Origin of the sequence: Paenibacillus sp. FSL R5-0623 (genome assembly GCF_037974265.1) — a bacterium.
Lineage (GTDB): Bacteria > Bacillota > Bacilli > Paenibacillales > Paenibacillaceae > Paenibacillus.
Map to the genome: position 1 here is coordinate 2379787 of NZ_CP150233.1, position 25500 is coordinate 2405286.

Consider the following 25500-nt stretch of genomic DNA (forward strand, 5'->3'; position numbering starts at 1 on the left):
CACATAATAGGGTTGTAAAAATAAGGGGTTTTCTTTATGGTGAACTCAGCTGGATTTGAATAACAACGATAAGCCGAGGAGGAAGATGATGAGCAATCAGCCTTATGAAATCGCCAGAGTAGATATTAGCCAAGCCGGAGAACGCTGCAAAATGGTTTTGGGAGATCTGAATGGGGACGGCAGACTTGAGATGTTGCTGGTACAGGCAGATGGGGGTATAGACGATCGGTATGTTCCGCATCAGGTATGTTGTTTGACTGCGTTTGATCTGGAAGGAACATTACTATGGCAGGTAGGAACTCCCGATCCCGATGCAGGTGGTCCGGGTTCAGACTATCCCGCTCAGGTCGCAGATTGGGATGGAGATGGAAATAATGAAGTATTGTGTGTGATGGACAAACAATTTCTCGTATTGGATGGCCGGACCGGAGCGATCAAAGAAACACGTGATCTGCCAGGTGATGAAGCACATGACTGTATTATTCTCGCCAATCTGACGGGTAACCAGCAGAGAATGGACATTATACTGAAAGACCGTTATAAGACGTTATGGGCACTTGACCATGATTTTAATTTGTTATGGAAGCATGAAGGGAATCCAGGACATTTTCCATGGGTATATGATATCGATGGAGATGGGAAAGATGAAGTGATGGCCGGATATGACATGCTGGATCATGATGGGACATTATTATGGTCTTGTCATAATCTCGATGATCATGCTGACTGTATATGGTTTGGAGACGTTGACGGTGATGGGGAAGTTGAGGTTGTTATCGGTGGCAGTGTTACGGTCATGATGGACCGCTATGGTAATGAGAAGTGGCGTTATGAAGATTCAATTGAATCACAGCATATTGCGTTAGGCCATTTTTGTACTGGAATGGAAGGTTTACAGATTGCAGGTCTGGACCGGATTGTCCGGGGGGATGAGCATGGTAAGGATGGAATGTTCATGCTGGATAGCGCTGGTAAAGAAATATGGAAAGAAAACCGCACAACTCGGGGCTGGTTAACCATTATAGAGCCTGTGTGTAACTGGGATGAGGGTGGACTCGATTATATGTTGGCATATCGCCGAGGTGGAGATGTGTTGCCTTCTTTGGTGGATGGAAATATGAAAACGGTTACTGAATTCCCGAAAGAGGGATATGCGGTGCATGCAGACCTGGTTCAGACGGGGAAAGAACAGATCATCATTTATGACGCAGAGGAAGCAGTGATTTATTCCAGTTCTCCGATGGCTTTATCACTTACCGATGCAAAAAGAGCCAAGCCACAGCTCAAAAGGCTGTATAGCTCGACTCTGTATCCAGGCGGTGAAGTTAAACTCTAGGTTTCACTGGTCATTCTCCGATGCAGGTAATTCGTTCTGCGGACTGGATTCGGGTTGAAGCAAGGACGCCAGATCAGTACCTGTCGTGACCGTCAAGCGAGGCAGCTTCATGGGATGATCTCCTGGATGCACAAATCCAGACTTTACGGTAAATGCCATACGATATCCATGTTGTTGTAACTTGTAGATCATCTGTGTGCTGGTATAACCAAATGGATAGGCCAGATAAGGTGTGTCGATTCCGGTTTGCTTCATATGCTGGATATCATCATCCAGAAGGCTGGTGTCCAGACCGACAGGCACACTGTTACCACAGCGCATAAATCCCTTGTGATGCAGGTTATAGGTGTGGCTGTTAAATTCAAATACGTCAGTTGATGCCTGCATCTCTGGCTTGGAGATGAAACTGTTAATGGCGGGCTCAAATTCCGAAGGTTGATCTTGAATTTTACTGCCTATGACAAACAGCGAGGCGTGAAAATTATATTTCTGAAGCACAGGGTAAGCTAATGTATAATTGTTCTGGTATCCGTCATCAAAGGTAATCACAATGGACTTCTGTGGTAGGGAAATTCTCCCGTTAACATATTGTTCAAGCTGATTCAGTGTAATCGTTTGGTAGCCTTCATCATGCAGGTATTTCATATTTTGCTCAAAATCCTCCAGATTAATGATGGATTTATTATCTGTCTCGTGATTATTCAATTTGGGCTCTATGTAATGATACATCAGTACAGGGACTTCTGTAGCCGTACCTTGTTCAATCTTGAAGGTAGAACGATCCAGCGCAGATTGGTTAGAGAAGTCAGTGTGTGACAGCTCGAATGCTTTGCGTTTGACTATGTCCCAGGATGTGCAGGCTTTGTGTGACACTGCATTCGTTGGATGAGTTACGGCATATGCATATAGTGTAATGGAGCATGTGAGCATGGCAAGTAGGGCAAGTGTGATCTTTTTCCAATATTTCATGAGTCTTTGGATTCTCCTTTTAAAGTGGTCAATAAGTTATATCATAGACGATATTGCTACACGGGAAGTTACAGTATTTTTTCTTGCATCAGGTTGACTTGCAGATGAGAACGTTGATTCATGATCCATATGAGAGAATGTATTTTAGAATGAAGTCATCATGAGATGGATGAGTATCAGCGTTGCTGATTGAACAATAGGCATTCTGTCTAATTTCTCTTGTGTTTTGATATGCTGCGTGATACAATAAGTCTGTTATGTGGAATACGGCGGTCCTCTATGGATAATGAAGGAGACAAGGTGATCTCTGGAAGAAGTATGAACGCCTGTATGGAAGGAGGGAGTCATAGATGAATATCGTTCAAGCGATTACACAAGAACAACTTCGCAAGGATCTTCCGAGTTTTCGTCCTGGTGACACTTTGAAAGTGCACGTTAAGGTAATCGAGGGAACTCGCGAGCGTATCCAATTGTTCGAAGGTGTTGTGATTAAACGCCGTGGTGGTGGAATCAGTGAGACTTTTACAGTTCGTAAAATTTCTTACGGTGTAGGTGTGGAAAGAGCTTTCCCGCTTCATTCCCCTAAAATCGATAGAATCGAAGTGGCTCGCCGTGGTAAAGTTCGTCGTGCGAAGCTTTATTATCTTCGTGAACTACGCGGTAAAGCAGCGAGAATTAAAGAAATTCGTTAATATAACGGATACCGGGAAGGGCTTGGAGACAAGCCCTTTTCGTTTTTGTCCGGGAAAAGTTGAACCGGAGGTACACTTCCGAGTAAAATGGTATGGCAACACATGCGGGGAATAGTCCGGGAGGCTTGTAAAATCAGTTATTGATAACATTTGAATTGTGGATTAAATGTACTGTAATGCTTGGTGAAAGATTACATAACTGATGTGAATGTTTTGTATCCATCCATTGAGTTATTGGAACGATACAGAATGCTGGATGTGTGTACTGCTATAAACATGTACTGTGAAGAGAGGAAGATCTTGAATGGAACAAGAAGTTCAACATGACCGGGGCAATCCTGCCGAAGAGAAAAACAGTCGGTCCAAAAAAGCCAAAAATGAAATTGTTGAATGGCTTAAAGCCATTGTTATCGCATTAGTTCTCGTCATTCTCATTCGGTGGTTGCTCTTCAAACCGTTTGTTGTGGACGGTCCGTCCATGCAGCCGAACTTTGAAACGGGTGAACGTGTGATCGTCAACGAAATCTTATATGATATCAGAGAACCGAAGCGCGGTGAAGTTATCGTCTTCCACGTACCATCCGAAGGTCGAGATTTCATTAAACGTGTTATTGCTGTAGAAGGTGATACCGTTGAGGTTCAAGACGATACCGTGATGGTTAACGGTAAAAAGGTTGATGAAACGTATATTCAAGGAGCCATTGATGCAGCTGAAGCAAATGGTGGAACCTATAACGTGAAGGATTTCCCGAATGAACAGTTCCCTGATGGCAAAGTGCCGGCAGGTCATGTGTTTGTCATGGGAGATAACCGTCCAAACAGTACAGACAGCCGTATGATCGGTTATGTTTCGTTAAAAGATATTATTGGTCGTGCAGATGTGATTTTCTGGCCGATCGGTGAGATTAAGTGGATCAACCACTGATATTGAAGTAAATAATGAGGTGAAGACAAGTTGACGATACAATGGTTTCCAGGTCATATGACTCGAGCCAGACGCCAGATTCAGGATAAGTTAAAGCTCATCGACGTGGTCATCGAACTATTGGATGCCCGTCTGCCTGTCTCCAGCCGTAATCCAATGATTGACGAAATATTGCTGGATAAACCCCGGATGATTTTGTTGAACAAATCGGATTTGGCAGATGCAAAAGTGACGCAAGAATGGATTGAATATTTCAAAAAAGAAGGAATTACCGCTTTTCCTGTAGATGCTTCGACGGGGACCAATGTTAAAGATATTCCCGTGCAGGCCAAGCTTCTTCTTAAAGAAAAAATTGACCGTCAAATTGCTAAAGGGATTAATCCTCGTGCGGTTCGCGGGTTGATCGTAGGGATTCCCAATGTAGGTAAATCAACACTGATTAACCGACTGGCTGGACGGAGTATTGCGTTAACAGGAGATCGTCCTGGTGTGACGAAGGGGCAACAGTGGATCAAGGTAGGCAAAGAAATGGAGTTATTGGATACTCCAGGTATTCTTTGGCCTAAGTTCGAAGATCAAAATGTAGGTTATCGTCTTGCCGTAACAGGTGCAATCAAAGAGGAAATTTTGAATGCAGAGGATATCGCCTTTTTTGGAATCAGTTACCTGATGCGTTATTACTGGGACGCCCTTGAAGAGAGATACGGACTTCAGGAGTTTTCCAAGGATGCAGATGATTCAGACAGTGTTATTGCGATTATGGAACAAGTCGGTCGTATACGTGGTTGCATTGTAAGCGGTGGACGTATTGATCTGGAAAAGGCATCACGAGCATTTCTGCGTGAACTGCGAGCGGGTAAAATGGGACGTTTCTCTATGGAAGCTCCCTATTAAAAAAATGGACTCTACACGATGGAGATCATTATCTTTATCTGTTCATTTCATATATACAAGTGCCGAAAGAAGCGGCCGTTACCGGATTACCGGGAGCGGTCGTTTTTTTGTGTATACAAACGCGGAAGTAGAGCTGGAACATACGTCGAAAACGATAAAATGGAAGAGGATTGAAGAACAGTACGCTTTATGGAATTGGCTGACCTATATATCAGGTGCATCTAAATCGTGCTATGATAAATGGTGGTGCAATTTAAATTAGACGAGGTCTGATATATTCAATTTAAACCATCAAATACCGATAAATGAAGACATCACTATCTTTATATTGTAAATCTCAAGGAAAAATTTTGCTGAGAGAGACAGGTTGTACAGAACAAAAGACAGAGGATCTACGTCTATATTATAAAAAAGTTGTAAGTGATACGCATGCTGAAAAAGCGTGGGTAGAGGAGATGAGTATTATGTTTGAAAATAATGAAGAGATCGGGTTGAATCTACTGGATACCCCGATTGGACCAAAGAAGAAAAAAGAAGCCAGTGAACCTCGAGATCTGTTGCTCTATGAGCGGGAGTATTGGGACAGTGGATTTGAACGTATTGCTGGCATTGATGAAGTAGGACGGGGCTGTTTGTTTGGGGATGTTGTCGCAGCGGCGGTTATTTTACCGAAGGATCTCATTCTGGAAGGCGTGAATGACTCCAAGAAATTAACGGAGAAAAAACGTGATGCATTATATGACATCATTATGGAAAAAGCGCTGGCGGTAGGTATCGGGTACGCGGATGCAGAGACAATTGATCGGCTTAACATCAAGCAGGCTGCGAGACTTGCGATGAAACGTGCGGTTGAAGCATTGGGAGAAACTCCTGATTATATGCTGGTGGATGCCGAGAAGGTGGATGTGAATGTACCTCAACTGTCCATTATTAAAGGGGATGCTAATAGTCAATCGATCGCAGCGGCATCTATTATTGCCAAGGTAACGCGAGATCGGCTGTGTAAGGAAGAATGGGATACGTTATATCCGGAATATGGTTTGTCGATACATAAAGGATATGCAACAAAAGTTCATCGGGAGCAAATTATGGCATTGGGGGCAACCCCGATGCATCGGCGCAGTTTTCTGGGCAACCTGCTTGGAGAGCAGCAATCTTTGTTTTAACACAGGTTTGAAGAAAGGAGGGGGAGAGATTTGAATATCGGTTCCATGATAAAGGGGTTAATGGGAGACAGTAAGCCCGGCAATGCCAAACCGCTTGAATTAAAGGAAGGTCAGGTGGTTCGTGGCTCCGTCGTTAGTGTATCCGATGATGGGGGAGAAGCAGTTCTGCAGATTCAAGGTGTGCAAGTGCGCGCCAAGTTGGAGACTCCACTCCGTCCGGGTGAGACCACGTTGCTTCAAGTGCAGCCTCCAGGTGAAAATGGCATAACGGTAATGAAACCTATGACGGGTACACTTGCTGAGCTGCCACAAGCTTCGCTGAACAACCTGCTTAAGGATGTAGGACTGTCGGATACAAAAGGGAACCGGGAACTGTTGCTTGCCATGCAGCGTAGCGGAGTGCCGCTAACGAAAGATAATGTGGCAATGGTTCAAAATATGATGACTGCCAAACCTGCACAGGTCCCTGTGGAAGAATGGGTGCAGGCGACAGGGATTGCTTTTCAGCGTGGCCTTCCGGTTACGGCGGAAACAGTAAAAGGACTACACCAGACGGTGTTTGGCCCCCCTCTGCATCAGTTGTTAAGCGGGTTGGCTGATCAGTTGGAAACGATGCTGACACAAACAACAGGTAAACCGGTACTGACTGGAGAACAATCTGGTACGTTGAAACCAGCAGTCATGGCTGGTGCACCTGTAGTACCGAATGCATCACAGACAGAAGAAGGACTGGCTGCATCAGGCAATAGTCGTCAGGTGACTGGAACCGGAACACCTACTTTGTCAACGCAACAAGGACAAGCGGCATTGGCAGGATCTATATCCATGACTGATAGTGGGGCAGAGGATGCAGGTACTGCGGTGAAAGGAAACATGCAGACTGTCGGAGGCACAGGAAATGCTGAAGCCGGGGCAAAGGCAGTTGCCAGCAACGTTGAAACGGCTGGCAAAGGAGGTGCCGGTATTCCGTCTGGAACCGGAATACCTGGCGAGAGCCCGCGCGGGGCTGACGCGGGGCAAGCTGGGAGCCGCCAGGGAACACCGGGGGCGGCTACAGAATCTGTGGCTGGCCGTGCAAGTGCAGGCCAGCCTGAAACAGGCGCAGCCGGGCGGACTGACGGCCGCGCTGAAACGCCTGCTGCTGCGGGGACTCCGTCCGCAGCAGGCCAGGCGGCGCCAGTAGCGCCTACGGCAGCGCAGCTGGCGCCCAAGCTGCTGGCGCTGCTGGACGCTCTGCGCAGCGCGTCCACTGCCGCACCGGCACAGCCTGGTGCGGCAGCACTGGCCGCCCCTGCATCGCAGGGCGGCCAGGCGGCTACGGCTGCCGGAGGCGTGCCGCAGCCGTTGCCAGCCGGCGCTGATGCGCCGCCGGCTGGCGGTAGTGCCGCAGCACCTGCGGGAGCTGCGGCAGTGCACGCGCCTGTCACCCACGAGGGGGACCCGTGGGTAGGGCGCGTGCTGAAGCTGCTCGGTGCGGAGCACGAGCAGCAGGCCGTTCACGGCGCGGTAGCGCAGCCGCGCGTGGGGGATGCGGCGAGTCCGGCGAATGCGGACACGCTGAAGGGTTTGCTGCTGCAGCTTGCCAGCAGCGAAGGGGCACCAGCGGCGCTTAAGGATGCCGCCGGACAGGCCGTGCAGTATCTGACAGGTCAGCAGTTATTGCTGACGACAGATCGCAGTGCTACTTTTGCACAGATGCACTGGTTTATTCCGATCACTGGACCGGACGGGGAAGAAACGGCGTCGGTTCAGATTCAATCACGTCGTGGACCTCGTGGAGAGCTGGATGCGTCCAACTGCCGTCTATGGTTTGATCTGGACATGAAAAGTCTTGGGCCTACTCTGGTAGATGTCCATGTGGTTAATAACATTGTCAGTCTGCGTGTATTGAATGATCGCGAAGGAATGAGACCGCTCCTGGAGAGTGGACGAGAGGTAATCCATCAGGCAATGGACAAGCTTGGCTATCAACTGCTGACCTTCAAGGCGGAACCGTGGCCTGCGGGCCAGGAGCCGTGCGCGGAACGAAAAACGAGGGCCTCGGACTATAGTCCTGAACGATACAAAGGGGTGGACTTGAAGGTATGAAAGACGAGTCGTCACAACCGGACCTGCTCTCCAAAAAGGCGGTTGCCCTAAAATATGTCCCTGGAGAGAGCGAAGCGCCTGTTGTTGTAGCTAAGGGGCGCGGCAAAGTGGCAGAAGCCATTCTGGATAAAGCCAGAGAAAACGGCGTGGCTGTTCAGGAGGATGCAGCACTTGTGGAGGTACTCTCCAAGTTGGATCTGGATGAACAGATTCCGGCAGAACTGTATCAACTGGTCGCAGAGGTGCTAACGTACGTCTACCGTGCAGATCGCATGGCCTCAGGACGTGAGGAAAATGAGTCATGGTAGAACGTAGATTGGGTCAGGAGCCAGGAATGAAGCTCACACGACAGCAGAAAGGCCGATTAGGTGAAGAGGCTGCCTGTCAATGGTTGCGAGAGCACGATTATCGGATCATTAGACAGAACTGGCGTTGCCGTAGCGGTGAGATTGACATCATTGCTTCCTGCGAGGGCCTGATTGTCTTTGTGGAAGTAAGAAGCAGAAGTGGAGCCGCTCAATACGGTACACCTCAGGAATCGGTTGATATGCGTAAAATGCAGCAGGTGCGTTCAACCGCATCCGTGTATTTGCAAATGACGGGAGAGACGGAACTTCAGATCCGTTTTGATGTAATTGCTGTGATGCTTGATCAAGCGGGAGAAATTGTCTCCGTAAATCATATTGTTAATGCATTTTGAGGTGTACGCTAAAATTTTTACTGTATTGTAAGTTACGAAACGTATCTTTTCGGTGTGACTCTATAGCTCTTCTCAAAGTACAAGTTTTATTGTGTTTTTTCATGCATCCGATTTTGTTTTGTAAGCAGTTGGATCTAAAGCCGCCGTTTCTCTCTACACAGGAACGGCGGCTTTTTTTGATTCAACTAAAGAAAGCACAAAACTAATCATATAGCAACAAAATAAAATCAGTCTATTTCAGGAATTTTTAGATACAAATTGTATCATTTGTAATAAAATAAGAGCGTTGAAAATTAAAGAGAGGTTGGTGGGATGTATGGAAGAGCTTCAGAAAACTTCGAACAACACAGTGAAAAGAGTCTGGGAGTGGCCGCGGATGGAAGTAATGGATGTTAGCCAGACCATGAATGGTGGGCAGGGTATTTGGCAATATGTTTGGGATGGAGAATTTTGGAAGCTTGAATTACTTGTGAGCTAGAAAAAGAACGAATTAAAGAATTAAACAATCTTACTAACTAATTTGGATGAGGAGAGGTTTTAGTTATGTCCATTCGTTCCCCATGGATAGCTCGTTCTGTAGTGTTATTTTTAGTTTCTGTTTTGTTTAGTGTAATGCACACTGGAATTGTCAGTGCAGCCAAAGAAAACGATACTTTTAAGTTATCGAGTCGTGACCAGAGTCGGCCCTCCGGTTTTGTAGGAAAAGTTATAAGTGAAGGAATGAATGTGAAAAATGCAAAGATATCGTATGAATTACATCATTATGGTGATGGAGCTGAACAACAGTCTGGGAGTGTAGTTAGTGATGAAAATGGAAATTATCGTATTGACGTGGTACTCCCCAACTCAAAAGATTATTTCACAATGGATTTTACTGTAGAGGCAGAAGGTTATCTGTTATACAATCATAGAGGTAGTGAGTCTTTAGAAGCGGACAAAGTAAGAACCATTAATTTTTATATTTATGAACCATCAACAATTGTGGGCACAGTCACAGATAAGGAAGGAAAGCCTGTGGCTGACGCGTTAGTTTCAGTAACCGCTTTGTACGGCAAGCCCGTAAAAACAAATCAAAGAGGCATATATATGGTAACGGGCATTGATTTTGAGTATCCAAACATTGCAATCAAGGTAGATTCTGCAGATTATATGATTTATGAACAAGATCGGTTAGAACTTTGGGCGGGAGAAACCATAAAATGGGATGTTGTTTTGACAGAAGCAGCACACGTACGGGGAAAGGTTGTAGATGAGGCGGGCAATCCAGTAAGTGGAGCTAAAGTGAATGCCGGAGGCTCGGCAACAACAACGGATGCTCAAGGAAATTATTTCATAAAGCGCGTGCCAACAGGCACCAGAACAATAACGGGGGAAGCAGCAGGATACTTAAAATCTACTCAGAACGTTACCCTCGTACAAGGAGATCATAATACGTTTAATATCGTACTTAAGACAGATGCAGATATTACACCTCCAGTAACCAAGTACAGATTAGTTCCTATTACAGATACTGTGAACGGGAAAATATACATCAAAGGATTTACATTCAGACTTCAGGCAACGGACGAAGTCAAAGGTTCGGGTGTAAAAACAACGCAATATCGAATCAATGGGGGAGCATGGGAAACATATGAGGGACCCGTCAAGTTTTATGCCCCTGATGTCAAAGTGGTAGAGTACTATAGTACAGATGTTGCAGGTAACCAAGAGAAGTACAACAAAATGGATTTTGTTAATGGCACATTTGAAGGCGCAGGCTCATATTGATTCATCATTGATGTGATAGTGTGATTTGTATAAGATGCTAATCTAATTAGACGGCTCCGACATGATGATCGCCCTCGGTAGATCATCATGTCGGAGCCGTCTTTACCATTTTTAACCTGTAGCCCTAGGAGTCGACGCCTTTCCTTTGAATCTCGTGAACAGAAGGGTGTATAATCAAGGATGTAATCTGGAGTTTTAATCTTTGATTTGTCATAAACGAATTGTTCCAGACCGTAACCCATCGTAGGGTTACAAATCATATAATAATCAGGGAGGTACGGCCGATGAGTAAAGCTACGAAAACAACAAATGAAGTCAGAAATGCGATTCAAAACCGTCGTACGGTGAAAAAATTCAAAAAAGAAGCTGTTCCTACACAGCAGATTATAGAATTGCTGGATACGGCAGTCTGGGCTCCTAACCATAAACTGCGTGAACCTTGGAGATTTTTGTTGTTTACCGGGAATGGACGGAAGAAACTGGCGGAGGCTATTGACGCAGAAATGGGAGAAGACAACAAATTCTCACCCAATATTATGCAAGTTCCATCCGTTATGCTTGTTGTGCTGGAAGAAGATCCAAGACAGAATATCTGGGACGAAGACTTCGCTGCGGTCAGTGCATTGGTTCAGAACTTTATGCTTGCAGCCTGGAGTGAAGACATTGGAACGTTCTGGGTGACTAAGCCATTCTTGTACGCTCCCAAATTCCGCAAATCGCTTGGAATAGAGGCGGGAGAGAAGATTGTAGGTATGATTTATATGGGATACCCTGATGTTATTCCTTCTGCCAAAGAACGCACACCAGCTAAGGAGAAACTCACTCTTTTCGAATAATAAATTATTAAAAACCTTAGCTATCTACGATCCCTTATGTTTCAGGGAAATCCACGTACAAGTACCTTTCTTCACAGAAGAGAAGGGCTTGTACGTTTTTTGTCGTGTTGGCGTATCCGCATTGTAGAATTTGCATAAGGAATTCTTCTCGATCTTCCTCTGCTGTTTACAGTTTCATGCCGTTTCACTGCTTTGGGTAAATCGGCCTGTTTTTTCCTCCATATGCTTCTAAAATAGCTTCAAAATAAATTAAGATCCAGTTGGCGATACTGAATGGCTTCAGCCACATGAGCTGTCACAATTTCACCATCATGATCCAGATCGGCAATCGTCTGTGCCATCTTGATAATGCGATCATGTGCACGCATGCTCAGGTTTAACGTTTGCAGCGTTTGCTCTAACAGTTGTTCTGCCTCTTGGGGGAGATGGATCGTTCGTCGCAAAAGCGTGCCGGAAAGCTGGCTATTCCAACGAACCGAACTTTGGGCATAACGTGTAGCCTGAATTTGATGAGCGTGGATCACTTTTGCCTGCATTTCTTCAGAGGAAGGGGAAGCAGCAGACTTGCGCCACTCGCCTGGTGGAGGAACCTCAACCTGAAGATCAATACGGTCCAGCAGTGGTCCTGAAATTTTGGCTCGGTATGCGGCAACACGGGCTGGACTACATATGCATCGTTGTTCCTCCGAATGAGCGGACAAATATCCGCAGGGACAGGGATTCATGGAACATGCGAGCATAAATTGGGCCGGAAAGGTGAATGCAGCGCGAGCCCGACTAATTGTCACTGTGCGATCCTCTAACGGCTGCCTTAATACCTCCAGCACTTGACGCTGGAATTCAGGTAATTCATCCAGAAACAATATGCCCCGATGGGCAAGGCTCACTTCACCCGGTTTTGGAATACCACCACCTCCAATCAGACCAGAGGTGGATATCGTGTGGTGAGGGGAGCGAAAGGGTCTGTCTGCAATCAGGCCTTGAGGCGCTTCTTTCAATTTGCCTGCGGCACTTAATACTTTGGTGACTTCCAACGCTTCATCTTCTGACAAAGGAGGAAGGATGGAGGGCAAACGTTTGATTAACATCGTTTTGCCCGTGCCTGGCGGTCCAACGAGCAGTATATTATGCATGCCTGCTGCTGCAATCATAAGCGCGCGTTTTACATGATGCTGCCCCAGAACATCGCTATAGTCATCTGCAAATAATGGTGTTTGTCTCAGCTTCCTATCCGCCATCTTATGAGTCTTATCCGTTATAGGCACAGCGAGGTGTGCATAATTTTCCAACACAACTGTTCCTGCATTTGAATTATTGGGTATTCCCACTGAACTAGCGGGTTGATCTGGGTTTTCCGGAGCAATATCCTGTAAATGTCGAATGCCAAACACCTGGATACCTCGAATCAGTGACGCTTCCTCTACGTTATCCAAAGGCAGGAGCACGGAAGTAAAGCCTTGTCGTTTGGCCAGATCCACCATGGATAAAATGCCGGGCACGGACCTGATCGAACCGTCCAACGCCAGTTCGCCAACCACTAGTGTCCGTTCCTCGGGAGGAAGTACAAGCTGGCCGCTTGTCATGAGTAAAGCGATAGCAATGGCTAGATCAAAGGAAGATCCTTCCTTGCGCAGATCAGCGGGGGCCAGATTGATTGTGATCCGCTGTAACGGATACTGATATCCGCAGTTTTTAATCGCTGCACGGACACGTTCAACGGCCTCACGAATGGCTGAATCCGGTAAACCGATGATGGATGTCTGCGGCAGACCATTGGATAAATCGGTCTCCACCTCGATCAGAACACCATCAATTCCGTACAAACACGCACTGTGCAATTTTCCGTACATGACAAAGAAACACCTCACTCGATTCTTGACTCCGCATAATACGGGCCAGTCTACGAATTAAGGTGCTTCCTCAGCTTCTATTAAGCATTTTATATAAAAGGAATCATGGAGTCAACCTGTCATTCTCATTGCTGTAGTCATCTTACCTGATCCCTGAATTTTATTTTTGGAAGGAAATCATTAAATAGTTTTGGCGAAAATGGTTACGTATTAAACTTTCATTATGATTATCAAATTTGGCCCGAGAAAACGCGAATGTATTCCATGGACCTTATGTAATACTTTTATCAAATTATGAGATGTGCTTACGGGTCATCCATTCGTATTTATATTTTACACAATCTAATTTATCCTAATTAAATTGAAAAGTAAAATCATTTGTGCTCAATTATTCTGTTTTTTTTCTATTTTGTGATAGTATAGATCTATAGTTCCTGTATTATTAGGAATAGATTGCACAATAGGCAGGTGAGAAAGACATATGCAGACTGACAGTTTGAAGCTGGATAACCAATTATGCTTTGCCATATATGCTTGTTCACGTGAGATTACGAAGATGTACCAGCCTTATCTGGAGGTACTTGGCGTAACATATTCCCAGTATCTGGTTCTTATGGTATTGTGGGAACGTGAAGAATGTACGGTTAAGGAGATCGGGGAGGCACTCTATCTCGATTCGGGAACGTTGACACCACTTCTCAAACGGTTGCAGTCAGCAGGACTTATTAATCGCGAACGCTCTGCTCAGGATGAACGAAAAGTATTAATTACATTAACCGACTCCGGCCGTGAGCTGCGGAACAAGGCATTGTCCATACCTGAATCCATTCAGGGAGATGCGTGTTTGAACAGTACAGAGTTTGAAGCTTTGCTGGGTCAGTTCAAAGGGTTGCTGGAGAAAGTTCACCAAACCAACACGAACGCAGCCAAAAAATAAAATGTAGTTTTAGATCAAGGAAACCTTAGCTTTTAGCTGAGGTTTTTTCCATATATACCCAAGCATTCACAATATGGGATCATACTCATATCAAAATACTGTCTATTAACCATTAATTTTTTAAGGAAAGCGTTTTAAAAACGTGTTACAATGAATTGGGTTTAAGTGAAAATAGTCAACATTTGTCTTTTGTTAGTCTACCAACCCGCCTTGTTGCAGTCATGTTGATAGGAGGATTCGAGAATGAATATCCATGAATATCAAGGAAAAGAAGTACTGAAACAGTATGGAGTTACCGTTCCAAACGGAAAGGTTGCTTATACAGTCGATGAAGCGGTTGCGGCCGCAGAGGCACTGGGCAGTCCGGTGACTGTTGTTAAAGCGCAAATACACGCAGGTGGCCGGGGTAAAGCCGGCGGCGTAAAAGTGGCGAAGAGTACGGATGAAGTTCGTGCCTATGCTTCCGAAATTCTGGGCAAAGTATTGGTAACACACCAGACTGGACCAGAAGGCAAAGAAGTGAAACGTCTTCTGATTGAAGAAGGATGCGATATCCGAAAAGAGTATTATGTGGGTGTTGTTGTGGACCGTGCCACAGGCCGTGTAGTTATGATGGCTTCCGAAGAAGGCGGCACTGAGATTGAAGAAGTAGCTGAAGCTACACCTGAGAAAATTTTCAAAGAAATTATTGACCCTGCTATTGGATTGCAAGTGTTCCAGGCCCGTAAACTGGCTTACAGCATTAAGATTCCGAATGAACTGGTGAACAAAGCTGTTAAGTTCATGCTCGCGCTGTACACTGCATTTGTCGAAAAAGATTGCTCTATTGCCGAGATCAATCCTCTCGTTGTTACCGGAGATGGAAACGTTATCGCGCTAGATGCGAAATTAAACTTTGACTCCAACGCCCTGTTCCGTCACAAAGACATTTTGGAACTGCGTGACCTGGATGAAGAGGATGAAAAAGAAATCGAAGCTTCCAAATACGACCTCAGCTACATAGCACTTGATGGCAACATCGGCTGTATGGTCAATGGTGCGGGACTTGCGATGGCAACGATGGACATTATCAAATACTACGGTGGAGACCCGGCCAACTTCCTTGACGTTGGGGGCGGTGCAACAACAGAGAAGGTGACTGAAGCATTTAAGATCATCTTGTCCGATGCCAAAGTAGCTGGGATCTTTGTTAACATCTTCGGTGGCATCATGCGCTGTGATGTTATCGCCAATGGTGTTGTTGAAGCCGCGAAGCAGCTTGGCCTGACCAAACCGCTGGTTGTTCGTCTTGAAGGAACTAACGTGGAGCTTGGCAAACGTATTCTGGGTGAATCTGGCCTGAATATCGTTCCTGCTGATTCCATGGCCGATGGTGCACAGAAAATTGTTGCCCTCGTAAAATAAGTTCATTCCTTAGTACCGGAGCTGTCCGGGAATTGAAAAATAACCGTAAGGATGTGAAGCAACGTGAGTATTTTGATCGATAAAAATACAAAAGTCATTACGCAAGGCATTACGGGTTCAACGGGAATGTTCCACACGAAGGGCGCATTGGACTACGGAACCCAGATGGTAGGCGGAGTTACACCGGGTAAAGGCGGAACTAATGTGGATATCACGTTGGAAGACGGTACAGTAGCTAGTCTGCCGGTGTTCAACACTGTGCAGGAAGCGAAAGAAGCTACAGGCGCAACAGCGAGCGTCATTTACGTTCCTCCTGCATTTGCAGCAGATTCCATTATGGAAGCTGTTGATGCTGAGCTGGACCTCGTCATCTGTATTACAGAAGGTATTCCGGTTCTTGACATGATCAAGGTTGACCGCTTTATGGAAGGTAAAGATACTGTCCTGATCGGACCAAACTGTCCAGGTGTCATTACACCAGGAGAATGTAAAATCGGTATCATGCCTGGTTATATCCATATGGCAGGGCACGTAGGCGTTGTTTCCCGTAGTGGAACACTTACCTATGAAGCCGTTCATCAACTGACGACACGTGGTATTGGACAATCTTCTGCTGTAGGAATCGGGGGAGACCCTGTAAAAGGCTCGGAGTTCATTGATATCCTCAAACGGTTCAATGAAGATCCACAGACTCATGCGGTCATCATGATTGGTGAGATTGGTGGTACAGCTGAAGAGGATGCTGCAGATTGGGTACGGGAAAACATGACCAAACCGGTTGTTGGCTTTATCGGTGGCGTAACAGCGCCTCCAGGTAAACGGATGGGCCATGCTGGCGCTATTATCTCTGGCGGTAAAGGTACAGCCAAAGAGAAGATTGCGAAGCTGGAATCATGTGGAATCAAAGTAGCACCAACTCCTGCTGAGATGGGTTCAACTTTGGTGAGTGTACTTGAGGAACGCGGTATTTTGAATTTGTGCACGACACATTAATTCTTTTTCGTTATAATAGAAGAAACGGCTCGGAAATGATCTATTTCTGGTAGACCGACTATTATGGTTACGGAAAAGGTAAGCAACCTTTTGTCCTTGAACAGGGCGAAGGGTTGCTTTTTTGCGTTTTTTTACGGGAAAAGGGGGAGGAATTGTCCCTCATCTGCGTAAACGCTTGCATTCCGTGGTCACTTAACACACAATATGAGGGAAGATCTCTTCCCGCTTTGGGAGGTTTATGGTATGGAAGAACGATGGATCTTGTTTGGGTTGCATGAGATGGAGGGCATTGGCAAGAAAACAATCTCGAAACTGATTCTGGGACAACATGAATTACCCGATCTATTGAATTATGGGGAAAGCGACTGGGTCGCAGCAGGCTTGCGCAAAGATCAGGCTGCACGTTTGGCTAGCCAATTTACTATCGACTGGATTGAGAGTAAAAGAGAACACGTTTACAATCAGGGGATAGAGGTTATTACTTATCTGGATCAGAATTATCCCATATTAATGAAGGAAACCGTTCAGCCTCCCTGGGTAATGTATGCTCGAGGGGATGTTAGTTTGCTACACAATTCGTCTATTGCCATGGTGGGAACTCGTATGCCAACCGTGTATGGGCGCAAAGTTGGAGAAAAGCTGGCAGAGCAATTATGCAATGCAGGACTGACGATTGTAAGCGGGCTTGCCCGCGGTATTGATAGCGTATGTCATGAGGCAGTACTACGTGCAAAAGGAAAAACGATTGCCGTATTCGGAACAGGGATTGATCATATATACCCACCCGAAAATACAAGTCTCGCTGAGCGAATCGCGGAGACGGGGCTGCTTTTGTCGGAATATCCACCAGGTACGAGAGCGCGCCAGGGATTATTTCCGGAACGGAATCGAATCATTGCCGGTCTGACATTGGGAACATTGGTTGTTGAGGCTGACATTCGCAGTGGTTCACTCATTACAGCAGATGCTGCGCTTGAAGCAGGCAGGGATGTATTTGCAGTCCCTGGACCTATTACATCGCCGAAAAGTCGGGGAGCACACAATCTTATCCGTCAAGGGGCCAAATTGGTCACTTGTGCAGCAGATGTGTTGGAAGAGTATCGATTGGGCTTGCCAAATGCAGAACAACTTCCTTACAATAGAGGACGTTCGACCGAAACAACCGAGCCTTCCGGGCGAGGGATATTCGCTGAGGTTAAGCTCTCTACAGATGAACAACGTGTGATTTATCTGTTGGAACAGGGAGAACAATCATTGGATCAAATGGTTGAGCTGCTTGGTTGGGATTTTGGACATTTGCATTCAGTTCTGTTATCTTTAATCATAAAAAAGCAGATTAGCCAATTACCAGGCACTAAATACGCGAGGGTATGACGAAGCTACAACCTACGTAGTGCGTGGAAATATATAATTAGCAGAAGTTATTAACTATGCATAAGCTTACAGAAACAGTTTCATGACAGTTTCATGACTGAGAGGAGGATGAACCTATGGCGGATGCACTCGTAATCGTGGAGTCGCCCTCAAAGGCGAAGACGATAGGCAAATATTTAGGCAGCAAGTTTATCGTAAAAGCTTCGATGGGGCATATTCGCGATTTGCCAAAGAGTCAGATCGGCGTTGAGGTAGAGAATGATTTTAATCCGAAATATATTACGATCCGCGGCAAAGGTTCAATTTTGAAAGAACTGAAGGATGCACGGAAGAAAGTGAAAAAAGTGTATCTCGCAGCTGACCCGGATCGCGAAGGTGAGGCTATCGCATGGCATTTGGCCCATGCCCTTGAACTGGACGATACGGCAGATTGCCGGGTGGTATTTAATGAAATTACAAAACAGGCGGTCAAAGATGCGTTCAAAACGCCGCGGAAAATCAATATGGATTTGGTTAACGCGCAGCAGGCAAGACGTATTCTGGATCGGCTCGTTGGATATAAAATTAGTCCGTTATTATGGAAGAAAGTGAAAAAAGGTTTGTCTGCAGGCCGGGTTCAGTCTGTGGCTGTTAAAATCATTTTAGATCGTGAAAATGAAATTGATGATTTTGAGCCGGAAGAATACTGGAGCATTACCGCCAAACTGACAGCAGACGGCAATCCGTTTGAAGCCAAGTTTCATAAACTGAACGGGGCCAAAACAGAGCTGGGCAGTGAAGCGGAAGTGCAAGCGATCCTGAAACAGATCGAAGGTGCAGACTTTACGATCAAGGAAGTTAAAGAGAAAGAACGGAGCCGTAACCCTTCCGCCCCGTTTACGACGAGTTCTTTGCAACAGGAAGCGGCACGTAAATTGAATTTCAGAGCTTCCAAGACGATGTCGGTTGCCCAACAATTATATGAAGGTGTAGACCTTGGAAAAGAAGGCACAGTAGGTCTCATCACGTATATGCGTACGGACTCCACACGAATTGCGGCATCTGCACAAGAAGAAGCCAAAGAATATATCGTTGGTAAGTATGGTGAGCCATTTGCACCTGAGACTCCACGAAACTATTCCAAAAAAGCAGCTAATGCTCAGGATGCGCATGAAGCAATTCGCCCAACTTCAATTCTGCGTGATCCTGACTCAATCAAGTCGTTTATGAGTCGCGATCAGTTCCGGTTGTATAAACTGGTATGGGAACGTTTTGTAGCGAGCCAGATGTCTTCGGCTATCCTGGATACACTCTCTGTAGATATTGCTGCGGGGGACACCATTTTCCGTGCAGCAGGTTCGAAGGTGCGGTTCCAAGGTTTCATGAAGGTATATGTTGAAGGAAACGACGATGGTACAACCGATGAAGATCGTCTGCTGCCTCCGTTGAAAAGTGGAGATGTGCTTGATAAGCAGGAGATTGAGCCAAAACAGCATTTTACACAACCGCCACCCCGATATACGGAGGCAAGGTTGGTTAAGACGCTTGAGGAATTGGGTATAGGGCGTCCGAGTACATATGCGCCAACACTGGAGACCATTCAGAAGCGCGGATATGTTGCGATAGAGGAAAAGAAATTCATGCCAACCGAGCTTGGTGAACTGGTCATCGAACAGATGGAAGAGTTTTTCCCGGAAATCCTGAATGTAGAGTTTACCGCAAACATGGAAGGTGATCTTGACCATGTGGAGGAAGGTTCCGAGGATTGGGTCAAAGTACTCGCAGAATTCTATGAATCTTTTGAGAAACGCCTTGAGTTTGCGGAAGAAGAAATGAAAGAAATCGAGATTGAAGACGAAGTATCGGATGAGATCTGTGAGAAGTGCGGCAAACCGCTGGTTTATAAACTCGGGCGTTTTGGCAAGTTTCTTGCGTGCTCTGGCTTCCCTGATTGCCGGAATACCAAACCGATTATCAAGGATATCGGCGTGACTTGTCCGAAGTGTAAGGAAGGTCATGTTGTTGAGCGTCGTAGCAAAAAAGGACGTATTTTCTACGGTTGTGACAAATATCCTGAATGTGATTTTGTCTCATGGGACAGACCTTCAGCCAAACCATGTCCAAGTTGCGGATCGCTAATGATTGAAAAGCGGAACAAAAAGGGAGCACGGCTGCAGTGTACTTCATGTGATCATCAGGAGCCGGTGGATGAACCGGATGACGAATCAGCAGATTAGTATATATGTGAATCAATTTTAGTGAATTTTGAAATTGTTTTATGGGGGTAAATGATTTTGACGAATGAACAACAAGTAACCGTTATTGGTGCCGGGCTGGCAGGAACAGAAGCGGCCTGGCAGATTGCAAGTCGCGGCGTACGCGTAAAATTATACGAGATGAGACCTGTTGTGAAAACGCCAGCTCATCATACGGATAAATTTGCAGAACTGGTGTGTAGCAACTCGCTGCGTGCGAATGGATTGACCAATGCAGTGGGTGTGTTAAAAGAAGAAATGAGAATGCTCAATTCTCTCGTATTGTCAGCAGCAGACAAACATGCAGTTCCCGCAGGTGGGGCACTTGCTGTGGACCGGGATGGATTTTCAGGTGAGATTACATCTACGTTGCACCGGCATCCGCTCATCGAAGTGGTGAATGAGGAACTAACTTCTCTGCCGGAAGATGGCATCGTTGTTGTTGCAACGGGGCCGCTGACCTCACCTGCATTGTCTGAGCAAATCAAGGCACTAATGGGAGAAGAGTATTTCTACTTCTATGATGCAGCTGCACCGATTATCGAAAAAGATTCAATTGATATGAACAAGGTTTATCTGGCTTCCCGTTATGATAAAGGCGAAGCGGCATATCTGAACTGTCCCATGACAGAAGAAGAATTTGATGTCTTCTATGAAGCTCTCATTACTGCTGAGGTTGCTCAATTAAAAGAGTTCGAGAAAGAAATCTACTTTGAAGGCTGTATGCCAATCGAAGTGATGATGAAACGCGGAAAACAGACGGCTCTGTTTGGTCCAATGAAACCGGTAGGTCTGGTTAACCCTCATACAGGAGAGTTACCACATGCGGTTGTTCAGCTTAGACAGGACAATGCAGCTGGAACCCTGTATAACTTGGTTGGCTTCCAGACGCATCTGAAATGGGGAGAACAGAAACGGGTCTTTTCCCTTATTCCTGGACTTGAAAATGCAGAGTTCGTTCGTTATGGCGTAATGCACCGTAATACATTTATTAATTCTCCTAAACTGCTTCTTCCGACGTATCAGTTTAAAGAGCGTCCTAACTTGTTCTTTGCAGGTCAGATGACGGGTGTAGAAGGTTATGTAGAATCTGCTGCATCAGGGCTTATTGCCGGCATGAACGCAGCCAAAGCAGCACTTGGGCAGGAACTGGTGGTATTGCCCGTAGAAACAACACTTGGCAGTATGGCTCAGTATATTACAACGGCTGACTTCAAGCACTTCCAACCAATGAACGCAAACTTTGGTTTGTTGCCGAAGCTGGAAACAAAGATTCGTAACAAAAAGGAAAAAAATGAAGCTCTTGCACAGCGTGCCCTGGATGGCATCACCAGTTTTGCTGCGGCAGAAGGTCTAACTGTTCCGGAACGCGTATAAATTATTCGTGGGAGGATGCTGATATCATGGATATGTCATTTCATGCTACAACGATCTGTGCTGTTCGTCATAATGGTAAGGCTGCAATCGCAGGAGATGGTCAGGTGACCATGGGCCAAAGCGTTGTGATGAAGAATACAGCCAAGAAGGTAAGACGTTTGTACCGCGGACAGGTTGTTGCTGGCTTTGCTGGTTCTGTGGCGGATGCGATCACCCTGTTTGAGAAATTCGAAGGTAAGCTGGAGGAGCACCATGGTAACTTGCAGCGTGCTGCTGTAGAACTTGCCAAGGATTGGCGTCAGGATCGGATCTTGCGTAAGCTTGAGGCTCTCTTGATTGTGATGGACAAATCAGGTATGCTGCTCATTTCAGGCGGCGGGGAGATTATCGAACCGGATGATGACGTTATTGCTATTGGATCAGGTGGAAACTTTGCCTTATCTGCTGCGCGTGCGTTGAAACGTCATGCAGTAAACCTGGAAGCGAAAGATATTGCGCGTGAATCACTTCAGATTGCCTCGGAGTTATGTGTATATACTAATAATAATATTATTGTAGAAGAGTTATAAGCCAAAGAAATCTCCCGTAGTGGAGCATGATTCTGTAATCTGCTCCAGGACGTCTAGGGGATTCTTTGTCCTTGTTAGGTAAAATAAATTCAACATACTGGTAGGAGGGAAGCAATATGAATACTCAAGCGTTAACACCGAGACAGATTGTTGCAGAGCTTGACAAGTATATTGTAGGTCAAAAGAAAGCTAAAAAATCGGTAGCTGTAGCCCTTCGTAATCGTTATCGGCGTAGCCTTTTGCCTGAGCACACTCAGGACGACATTGTGCCTAAAAATATCTTGATGATTGGACCTACCGGTGTGGGTAAAACGGAAATCGCCCGTCGCCTTGCTAAACTGGTAGGTGCGCCATTTGTGAAAGTGGAAGCTACCAAGTTCACTGAAGTAGGTTACGTTGGCCGTGACGTTGAATCGATGGTGCGTGATCTGATTGAGACATCACTGCGGATGGTGAAGCTGGAGCGGACTGAAAAAGTGAAGGACAAAGCTGAAGAAGCTGCCAATGAGCGAATTGTACATATTTTGGCTCCTTCACAGTCTAAGTCCAAGAGTCAGCGTAATCCCTTTGAGATGATCTTTGGTAATAATGGCAACAACGTTCAGGAACAGGATGAGCCAGAACCGGATACCGGGGTTGCCGAACGCCGCCGTAAGATCAAGTTTGATCTGTTGTCCGGCAAGTTGGAGGATGACATCATTGAGATTGATGTCGAAGACACTGCGCCTAACATGATGGACATGTTTGCTGGTCAAGGTAATGATCAGATGGGCATGAATATGCAGGAGATGTTTGGCAGCCTCTTACCTCGTCGTACGAAAAAGCGCAAGCTCGCTATTAAAGAAGCGCGCAAAGTGTTGATCCAGGAAGAAGCAGGAAAATTGATCGATATGGATGATGTTACACAAGAATCCATTCGTCGAGCAGAGCAGACAGGTATCATTTTCATCGATGAAATTGACAAGGTCGCCAGTCAAGGGCGCGGTAGTGGTCCTGATGTATCCCGTGAGGGTGTGCAACGTGACATACTGCCTATCGTAGAGGGCTCTACAGTAATGACGAAATATGGCCCTGTCAAAACGGATTATATTCTGTTTATGGCAGCTGGCGCATTCCATGTCGCCAAACCCTCTGATTTGATTCCTGAGCTTCAGGGACGCTTCCCAATTCGTGTGGAACTAAGCAGTCTAACACTGGAGGAGTTTGTATCCATTCTGACTGAACCCCAAAATGCACTGACCAAGCAGTATGTTGATCTGTTGCGCACAGAGAATATTGAAATCGAGTTCTCGGATGAGGCCATTCGCGAGATTGCCAAATTGGCTGAATCCGTCAATCAAAATACAGAAAATATAGGTGCTCGTCGATTGCATACGATTCTTGAAAAGCTTTTGGAGGATTTATCCTTTGAGGCACCTGAGCTTACATTGGAACGTATGGTGATTACTCCGGAGTATGTCCGTGAGAAATTGAATGATATTGCACTTGATCGTGATTTAAGTCAGTATATCCTGTGATATAGGCTTGTAATGTAATTGCTAAAAGGTTGAATGAACGATATGCACTGGACCGTAGAGAACACTTACGAGATCGACGAAGGATAATCATTCCTTAGACGAATCGTAAAAGGTTCTCTCTCCGACCGGTGACATATCGTTTATTTTTGTTTCTATCTAAAGGATTTCCATGAGATAGCCGATAAAAGATGTGTGGTTGTTGTCTGGATCGACAAAACCTAGGACTTGTGCCGCATGCAAAGCGTGTTAAAACCTATCGGAGTGGTAGTTATTTCTAATTTTTATATCCAGTCATTCCCATTAAAAGAATGTTTCTTATTCCAAGTCTGGGCATCGGTTTAGTTGACAGATTGGTAAATGTTGCGCAAATGCGCAAAAAAAGAATTTATAGAAAAGTGTGAAGTCACCAATTGTTTTCTTGGGATTAGAATACGTCAACCCTACTTAATTGTTAAGAAAGTGTTGTGTAGAAATGGTGAGAAATCTTAATTCGTGAAAGATAACTTGTCAATTGATTAATACACAGCTTCGTATGTATACCTATCATGTAGTCGCTAAACCCTTAATCTAACGGCAAAAAATTCTAACATTATCAACGATGAATATTTCGAAAATATACATAATTACGGGATTTATACAGTGCTGCCGAGACGAGAAAGGTTTTTTTTATTTTAAGAATGTTTAAGAACAATCAGGGAGAGTATTAACATACTTTTGTTTTGGGCCTGAACATTTACGAAAAAATTCATAATTTGCAGAAAATACACAAAAAGCCCTGTCTTTCAGAAAAGATAGGGCTTTTTTCTTATTGTAATATATCCCAAACTCGAAGAAACTTATGTTATACGACAACATCAGAGTTAATTCTACTTAAGTCCTAGAAAACCGTGTAAAGACGAATGTTTTTGTCGAAAAAACATTAGGGTTTTCAAGGAAGAAGATTCAATCTTTTTCCATAAATTCTAAAGAGAGGAGGGGGATTGTGAATCTTTTAAACGATATCAGTTTTAAAAGATTGCAAGGTGCACTCGATGCGTCCAATATCAGACAAAGAACGATTGCTGACAACATCGCGAACGCCGATACCCCGTATTTCAAGCGCTCGAACGTTTCTTTTGAAGAAATGTTACAAGGGCAAATGAATGGAGATATGCCTGTTCTTAAGGGTAAAGTAACTGATGCAAGGCATTTTGTCATAGGTCCTTCCTCTTCCGTACCAACGCCAGTAGTTAATATGGACCAGTCAACCTCCATGAATAACAACGAAAACAATGTCGATATAGACAGAGAAATGAGTCTTCTGGCGGAGAATCAGTTGCGTTATAACGCTTATATTCAGCAAGTGAACGAACAAATTAAAATCATGCGTGTTGGCGTGGAAGGGAGATAACCTAAATTGAACATTAGTAATAGTTTTAGTATCAGTAGCTCAGCTCTGACAGCCCAACGGTTGCGGATGGACGTTATATCTTCCAACATTGCCAACGCAGAGACGACGCGCGCGAGCGTATCCAATGGTGAAGCGGTCCCTTACAAACGTAAAATGGTTGTGCTTGAGCCGAATAAAACGTCATTTGGTACGATGCTGCAAAATCAGATGAGAGGTAGCGGTTCAGGAGATGGCGTGAGAGTAACGGAGATTCGCGAGGATCAGTCACCTTTGAAGCCTGTGTATGACCCTTCTCATCCGGATGCCAATGCAGAAGGATATGTATTTATGCCTAATGTGGATATTGCGAAAGAAATGGTCGACATGATTTCTGCTTCCCGTTCCTATGAAGCTAACGTAACAGCACTGAATTCAACCAAAGCAATGATCTCCAAAGCTTTGGAGATTGGAAGATAAGTTGCTTTGAAATGAAAATAAGAAAA

General features: G+C 45.3%; 22 protein-coding genes. 20 read left to right on the forward strand and 2 right to left on the reverse strand.

Going from position 1 to position 25500, the window contains the following annotated elements; translation table 11 throughout:
- Nucleotides 1-88 precede the first annotated feature (88 nt).
- Nucleotides 89-1336: a hypothetical protein gene (locus tag MKY92_RS10910; RefSeq protein ID WP_339301760.1), complete on the forward strand. Its 1248-nt coding sequence runs from the start codon at nucleotides 89-91 to the stop codon at nucleotides 1334-1336.
- Nucleotides 1337-1339: 3 nt separating this feature from the next.
- Here the strand turns inward: MKY92_RS10910 and MKY92_RS10915 are convergent, their stop codons facing one another.
- Complete coding sequence (locus MKY92_RS10915; protein WP_339300662.1) at nucleotides 1340-2305, reverse strand: polysaccharide deacetylase family protein; 966 nt, start codon at nucleotides 2303-2305, stop codon at nucleotides 1340-1342.
- Nucleotides 2306-2655: 350 nt separating this feature from the next.
- Here MKY92_RS10915 and rplS point away from each other — a divergent pair, with 350 nt between their 5' ends.
- From rplS to MKY92_RS10960, 9 genes are all read left to right on the forward strand, one after another.
- On the forward strand, nucleotides 2656-2997 hold the full coding sequence (gene rplS / locus MKY92_RS10920) for a 50S ribosomal protein L19 (protein ID WP_017689212.1): 342 nt from the start codon (nucleotides 2656-2658) through the stop codon (nucleotides 2995-2997).
- A gap of 304 nt (nucleotides 2998-3301) precedes the next feature.
- Complete coding sequence (gene lepB, locus MKY92_RS10925) at nucleotides 3302-3922, forward strand: signal peptidase I (RefSeq protein ID WP_017689211.1); 621 nt, start codon at nucleotides 3302-3304, stop codon at nucleotides 3920-3922.
- A gap of 30 nt (nucleotides 3923-3952) precedes the next feature.
- On the forward strand, nucleotides 3953-4816 hold the full coding sequence (ylqF, locus tag MKY92_RS10930; protein WP_017689210.1) for a ribosome biogenesis GTPase YlqF: 864 nt from the start codon (nucleotides 3953-3955) through the stop codon (nucleotides 4814-4816).
- Nucleotides 4817-5280: 464 nt separating this feature from the next.
- Nucleotides 5281-5982, forward strand: coding sequence for a ribonuclease HII (locus MKY92_RS10935; protein ID WP_091017327.1), 702 nt, complete (start codon nucleotides 5281-5283; stop codon nucleotides 5980-5982).
- Nucleotides 5983-6042: 60 nt separating this feature from the next.
- A complete protein-coding gene (locus MKY92_RS10940; RefSeq protein ID WP_339300665.1) occupies nucleotides 6043-8070 on the forward strand; it encodes a DNA ligase in 2028 nt (675 codons plus the stop codon).
- Nucleotides 8067-8378, forward strand: a complete 312-nt coding sequence (locus tag MKY92_RS10945; RefSeq protein WP_036609395.1) for an EscU/YscU/HrcU family type III secretion system export apparatus switch protein — start codon at nucleotides 8067-8069, stop codon at nucleotides 8376-8378. Before MKY92_RS10940 ends, MKY92_RS10945 begins: the two co-directional genes overlap by 4 nt.
- The gene (locus tag MKY92_RS10950) at nucleotides 8372-8770 is read left to right on the forward strand and encodes a YraN family protein (RefSeq protein ID WP_339300667.1); all 399 of its coding nucleotides are present in this window, start codon (nucleotides 8372-8374) and stop codon (nucleotides 8768-8770) included. The genes MKY92_RS10945 and MKY92_RS10950 overlap by 7 nt, the downstream gene beginning before the upstream one ends.
- Before the next feature lie 543 nt (nucleotides 8771-9313).
- Complete coding sequence (locus MKY92_RS10955; protein ID WP_339300668.1) at nucleotides 9314-10537, forward strand: carboxypeptidase-like regulatory domain-containing protein; 1224 nt, start codon at nucleotides 9314-9316, stop codon at nucleotides 10535-10537.
- Nucleotides 10538-10821: 284 nt separating this feature from the next.
- Nucleotides 10822-11373 (forward strand): nitroreductase, encoded by a 552-nt coding sequence (locus tag MKY92_RS10960; protein WP_221824188.1) that lies wholly within the window; start codon nucleotides 10822-10824, stop codon nucleotides 11371-11373.
- 239 nt (nucleotides 11374-11612) lie between these two features.
- Here MKY92_RS10960 and MKY92_RS10965 read toward each other — a convergent pair whose 3' ends face one another.
- Nucleotides 11613-13223 carry a YifB family Mg chelatase-like AAA ATPase gene (locus MKY92_RS10965; RefSeq protein ID WP_339300670.1) on the reverse strand — a complete coding sequence of 537 codons (1611 nt, stop codon included), beginning with the start codon at nucleotides 13221-13223 and terminating at the stop codon, nucleotides 11613-11615.
- 481 nt (nucleotides 13224-13704) lie between these two features.
- Between MKY92_RS10965 and MKY92_RS10970 the strand changes: the two genes are divergently transcribed.
- The 10 genes from MKY92_RS10970 (at nucleotide 13705) to flgC (ending at nucleotide 25474) form a co-directional block, all read left to right on the forward strand.
- Complete coding sequence (locus MKY92_RS10970; RefSeq protein WP_076208912.1) at nucleotides 13705-14160, forward strand: MarR family transcriptional regulator; 456 nt, start codon at nucleotides 13705-13707, stop codon at nucleotides 14158-14160.
- A gap of 243 nt (nucleotides 14161-14403) precedes the next feature.
- A complete protein-coding gene (gene sucC, locus MKY92_RS10975) occupies nucleotides 14404-15564 on the forward strand; it encodes an ADP-forming succinate--CoA ligase subunit beta (protein WP_036609384.1) in 1161 nt (386 codons plus the stop codon).
- Nucleotides 15565-15627: 63 nt separating this feature from the next.
- The gene (gene sucD / locus MKY92_RS10980; RefSeq protein ID WP_074094556.1) at nucleotides 15628-16557 is read left to right on the forward strand and encodes a succinate--CoA ligase subunit alpha; all 930 of its coding nucleotides are present in this window, start codon (nucleotides 15628-15630) and stop codon (nucleotides 16555-16557) included.
- Nucleotides 16558-16800: 243 nt separating this feature from the next.
- The gene (gene dprA, locus MKY92_RS10985; RefSeq protein WP_339300671.1) at nucleotides 16801-17931 is read left to right on the forward strand and encodes a DNA-processing protein DprA; all 1131 of its coding nucleotides are present in this window, start codon (nucleotides 16801-16803) and stop codon (nucleotides 17929-17931) included.
- A 116-nt stretch (nucleotides 17932-18047) separates the two neighbouring features.
- Nucleotides 18048-20147, forward strand: a complete 2100-nt coding sequence (gene topA, locus MKY92_RS10990; RefSeq protein ID WP_339300672.1) for a type I DNA topoisomerase — start codon at nucleotides 18048-18050, stop codon at nucleotides 20145-20147.
- Between the two features lie 57 nt (nucleotides 20148-20204).
- Complete coding sequence (gene trmFO, locus MKY92_RS10995) at nucleotides 20205-21542, forward strand: FADH(2)-oxidizing methylenetetrahydrofolate--tRNA-(uracil(54)-C(5))-methyltransferase TrmFO (RefSeq protein WP_339300673.1); 1338 nt, start codon at nucleotides 20205-20207, stop codon at nucleotides 21540-21542.
- A gap of 26 nt (nucleotides 21543-21568) precedes the next feature.
- On the forward strand, nucleotides 21569-22111 hold the full coding sequence (gene hslV / locus MKY92_RS11000; RefSeq protein WP_017689194.1) for an ATP-dependent protease subunit HslV: 543 nt from the start codon (nucleotides 21569-21571) through the stop codon (nucleotides 22109-22111).
- Nucleotides 22112-22227: 116 nt separating this feature from the next.
- On the forward strand, nucleotides 22228-23628 hold the full coding sequence (gene hslU, locus MKY92_RS11005) for an ATP-dependent protease ATPase subunit HslU (protein ID WP_047842474.1): 1401 nt from the start codon (nucleotides 22228-22230) through the stop codon (nucleotides 23626-23628).
- 982 nt (nucleotides 23629-24610) lie between these two features.
- Nucleotides 24611-25018, forward strand: a complete 408-nt coding sequence (gene flgB, locus MKY92_RS11010) for a flagellar basal body rod protein FlgB (protein ID WP_076208905.1) — start codon at nucleotides 24611-24613, stop codon at nucleotides 25016-25018.
- A gap of 6 nt (nucleotides 25019-25024) precedes the next feature.
- Complete coding sequence (gene flgC, locus MKY92_RS11015) at nucleotides 25025-25474, forward strand: flagellar basal body rod protein FlgC (protein WP_017689191.1); 450 nt, start codon at nucleotides 25025-25027, stop codon at nucleotides 25472-25474.
- Nucleotides 25475-25500: the final 26 nt, after the last annotated feature.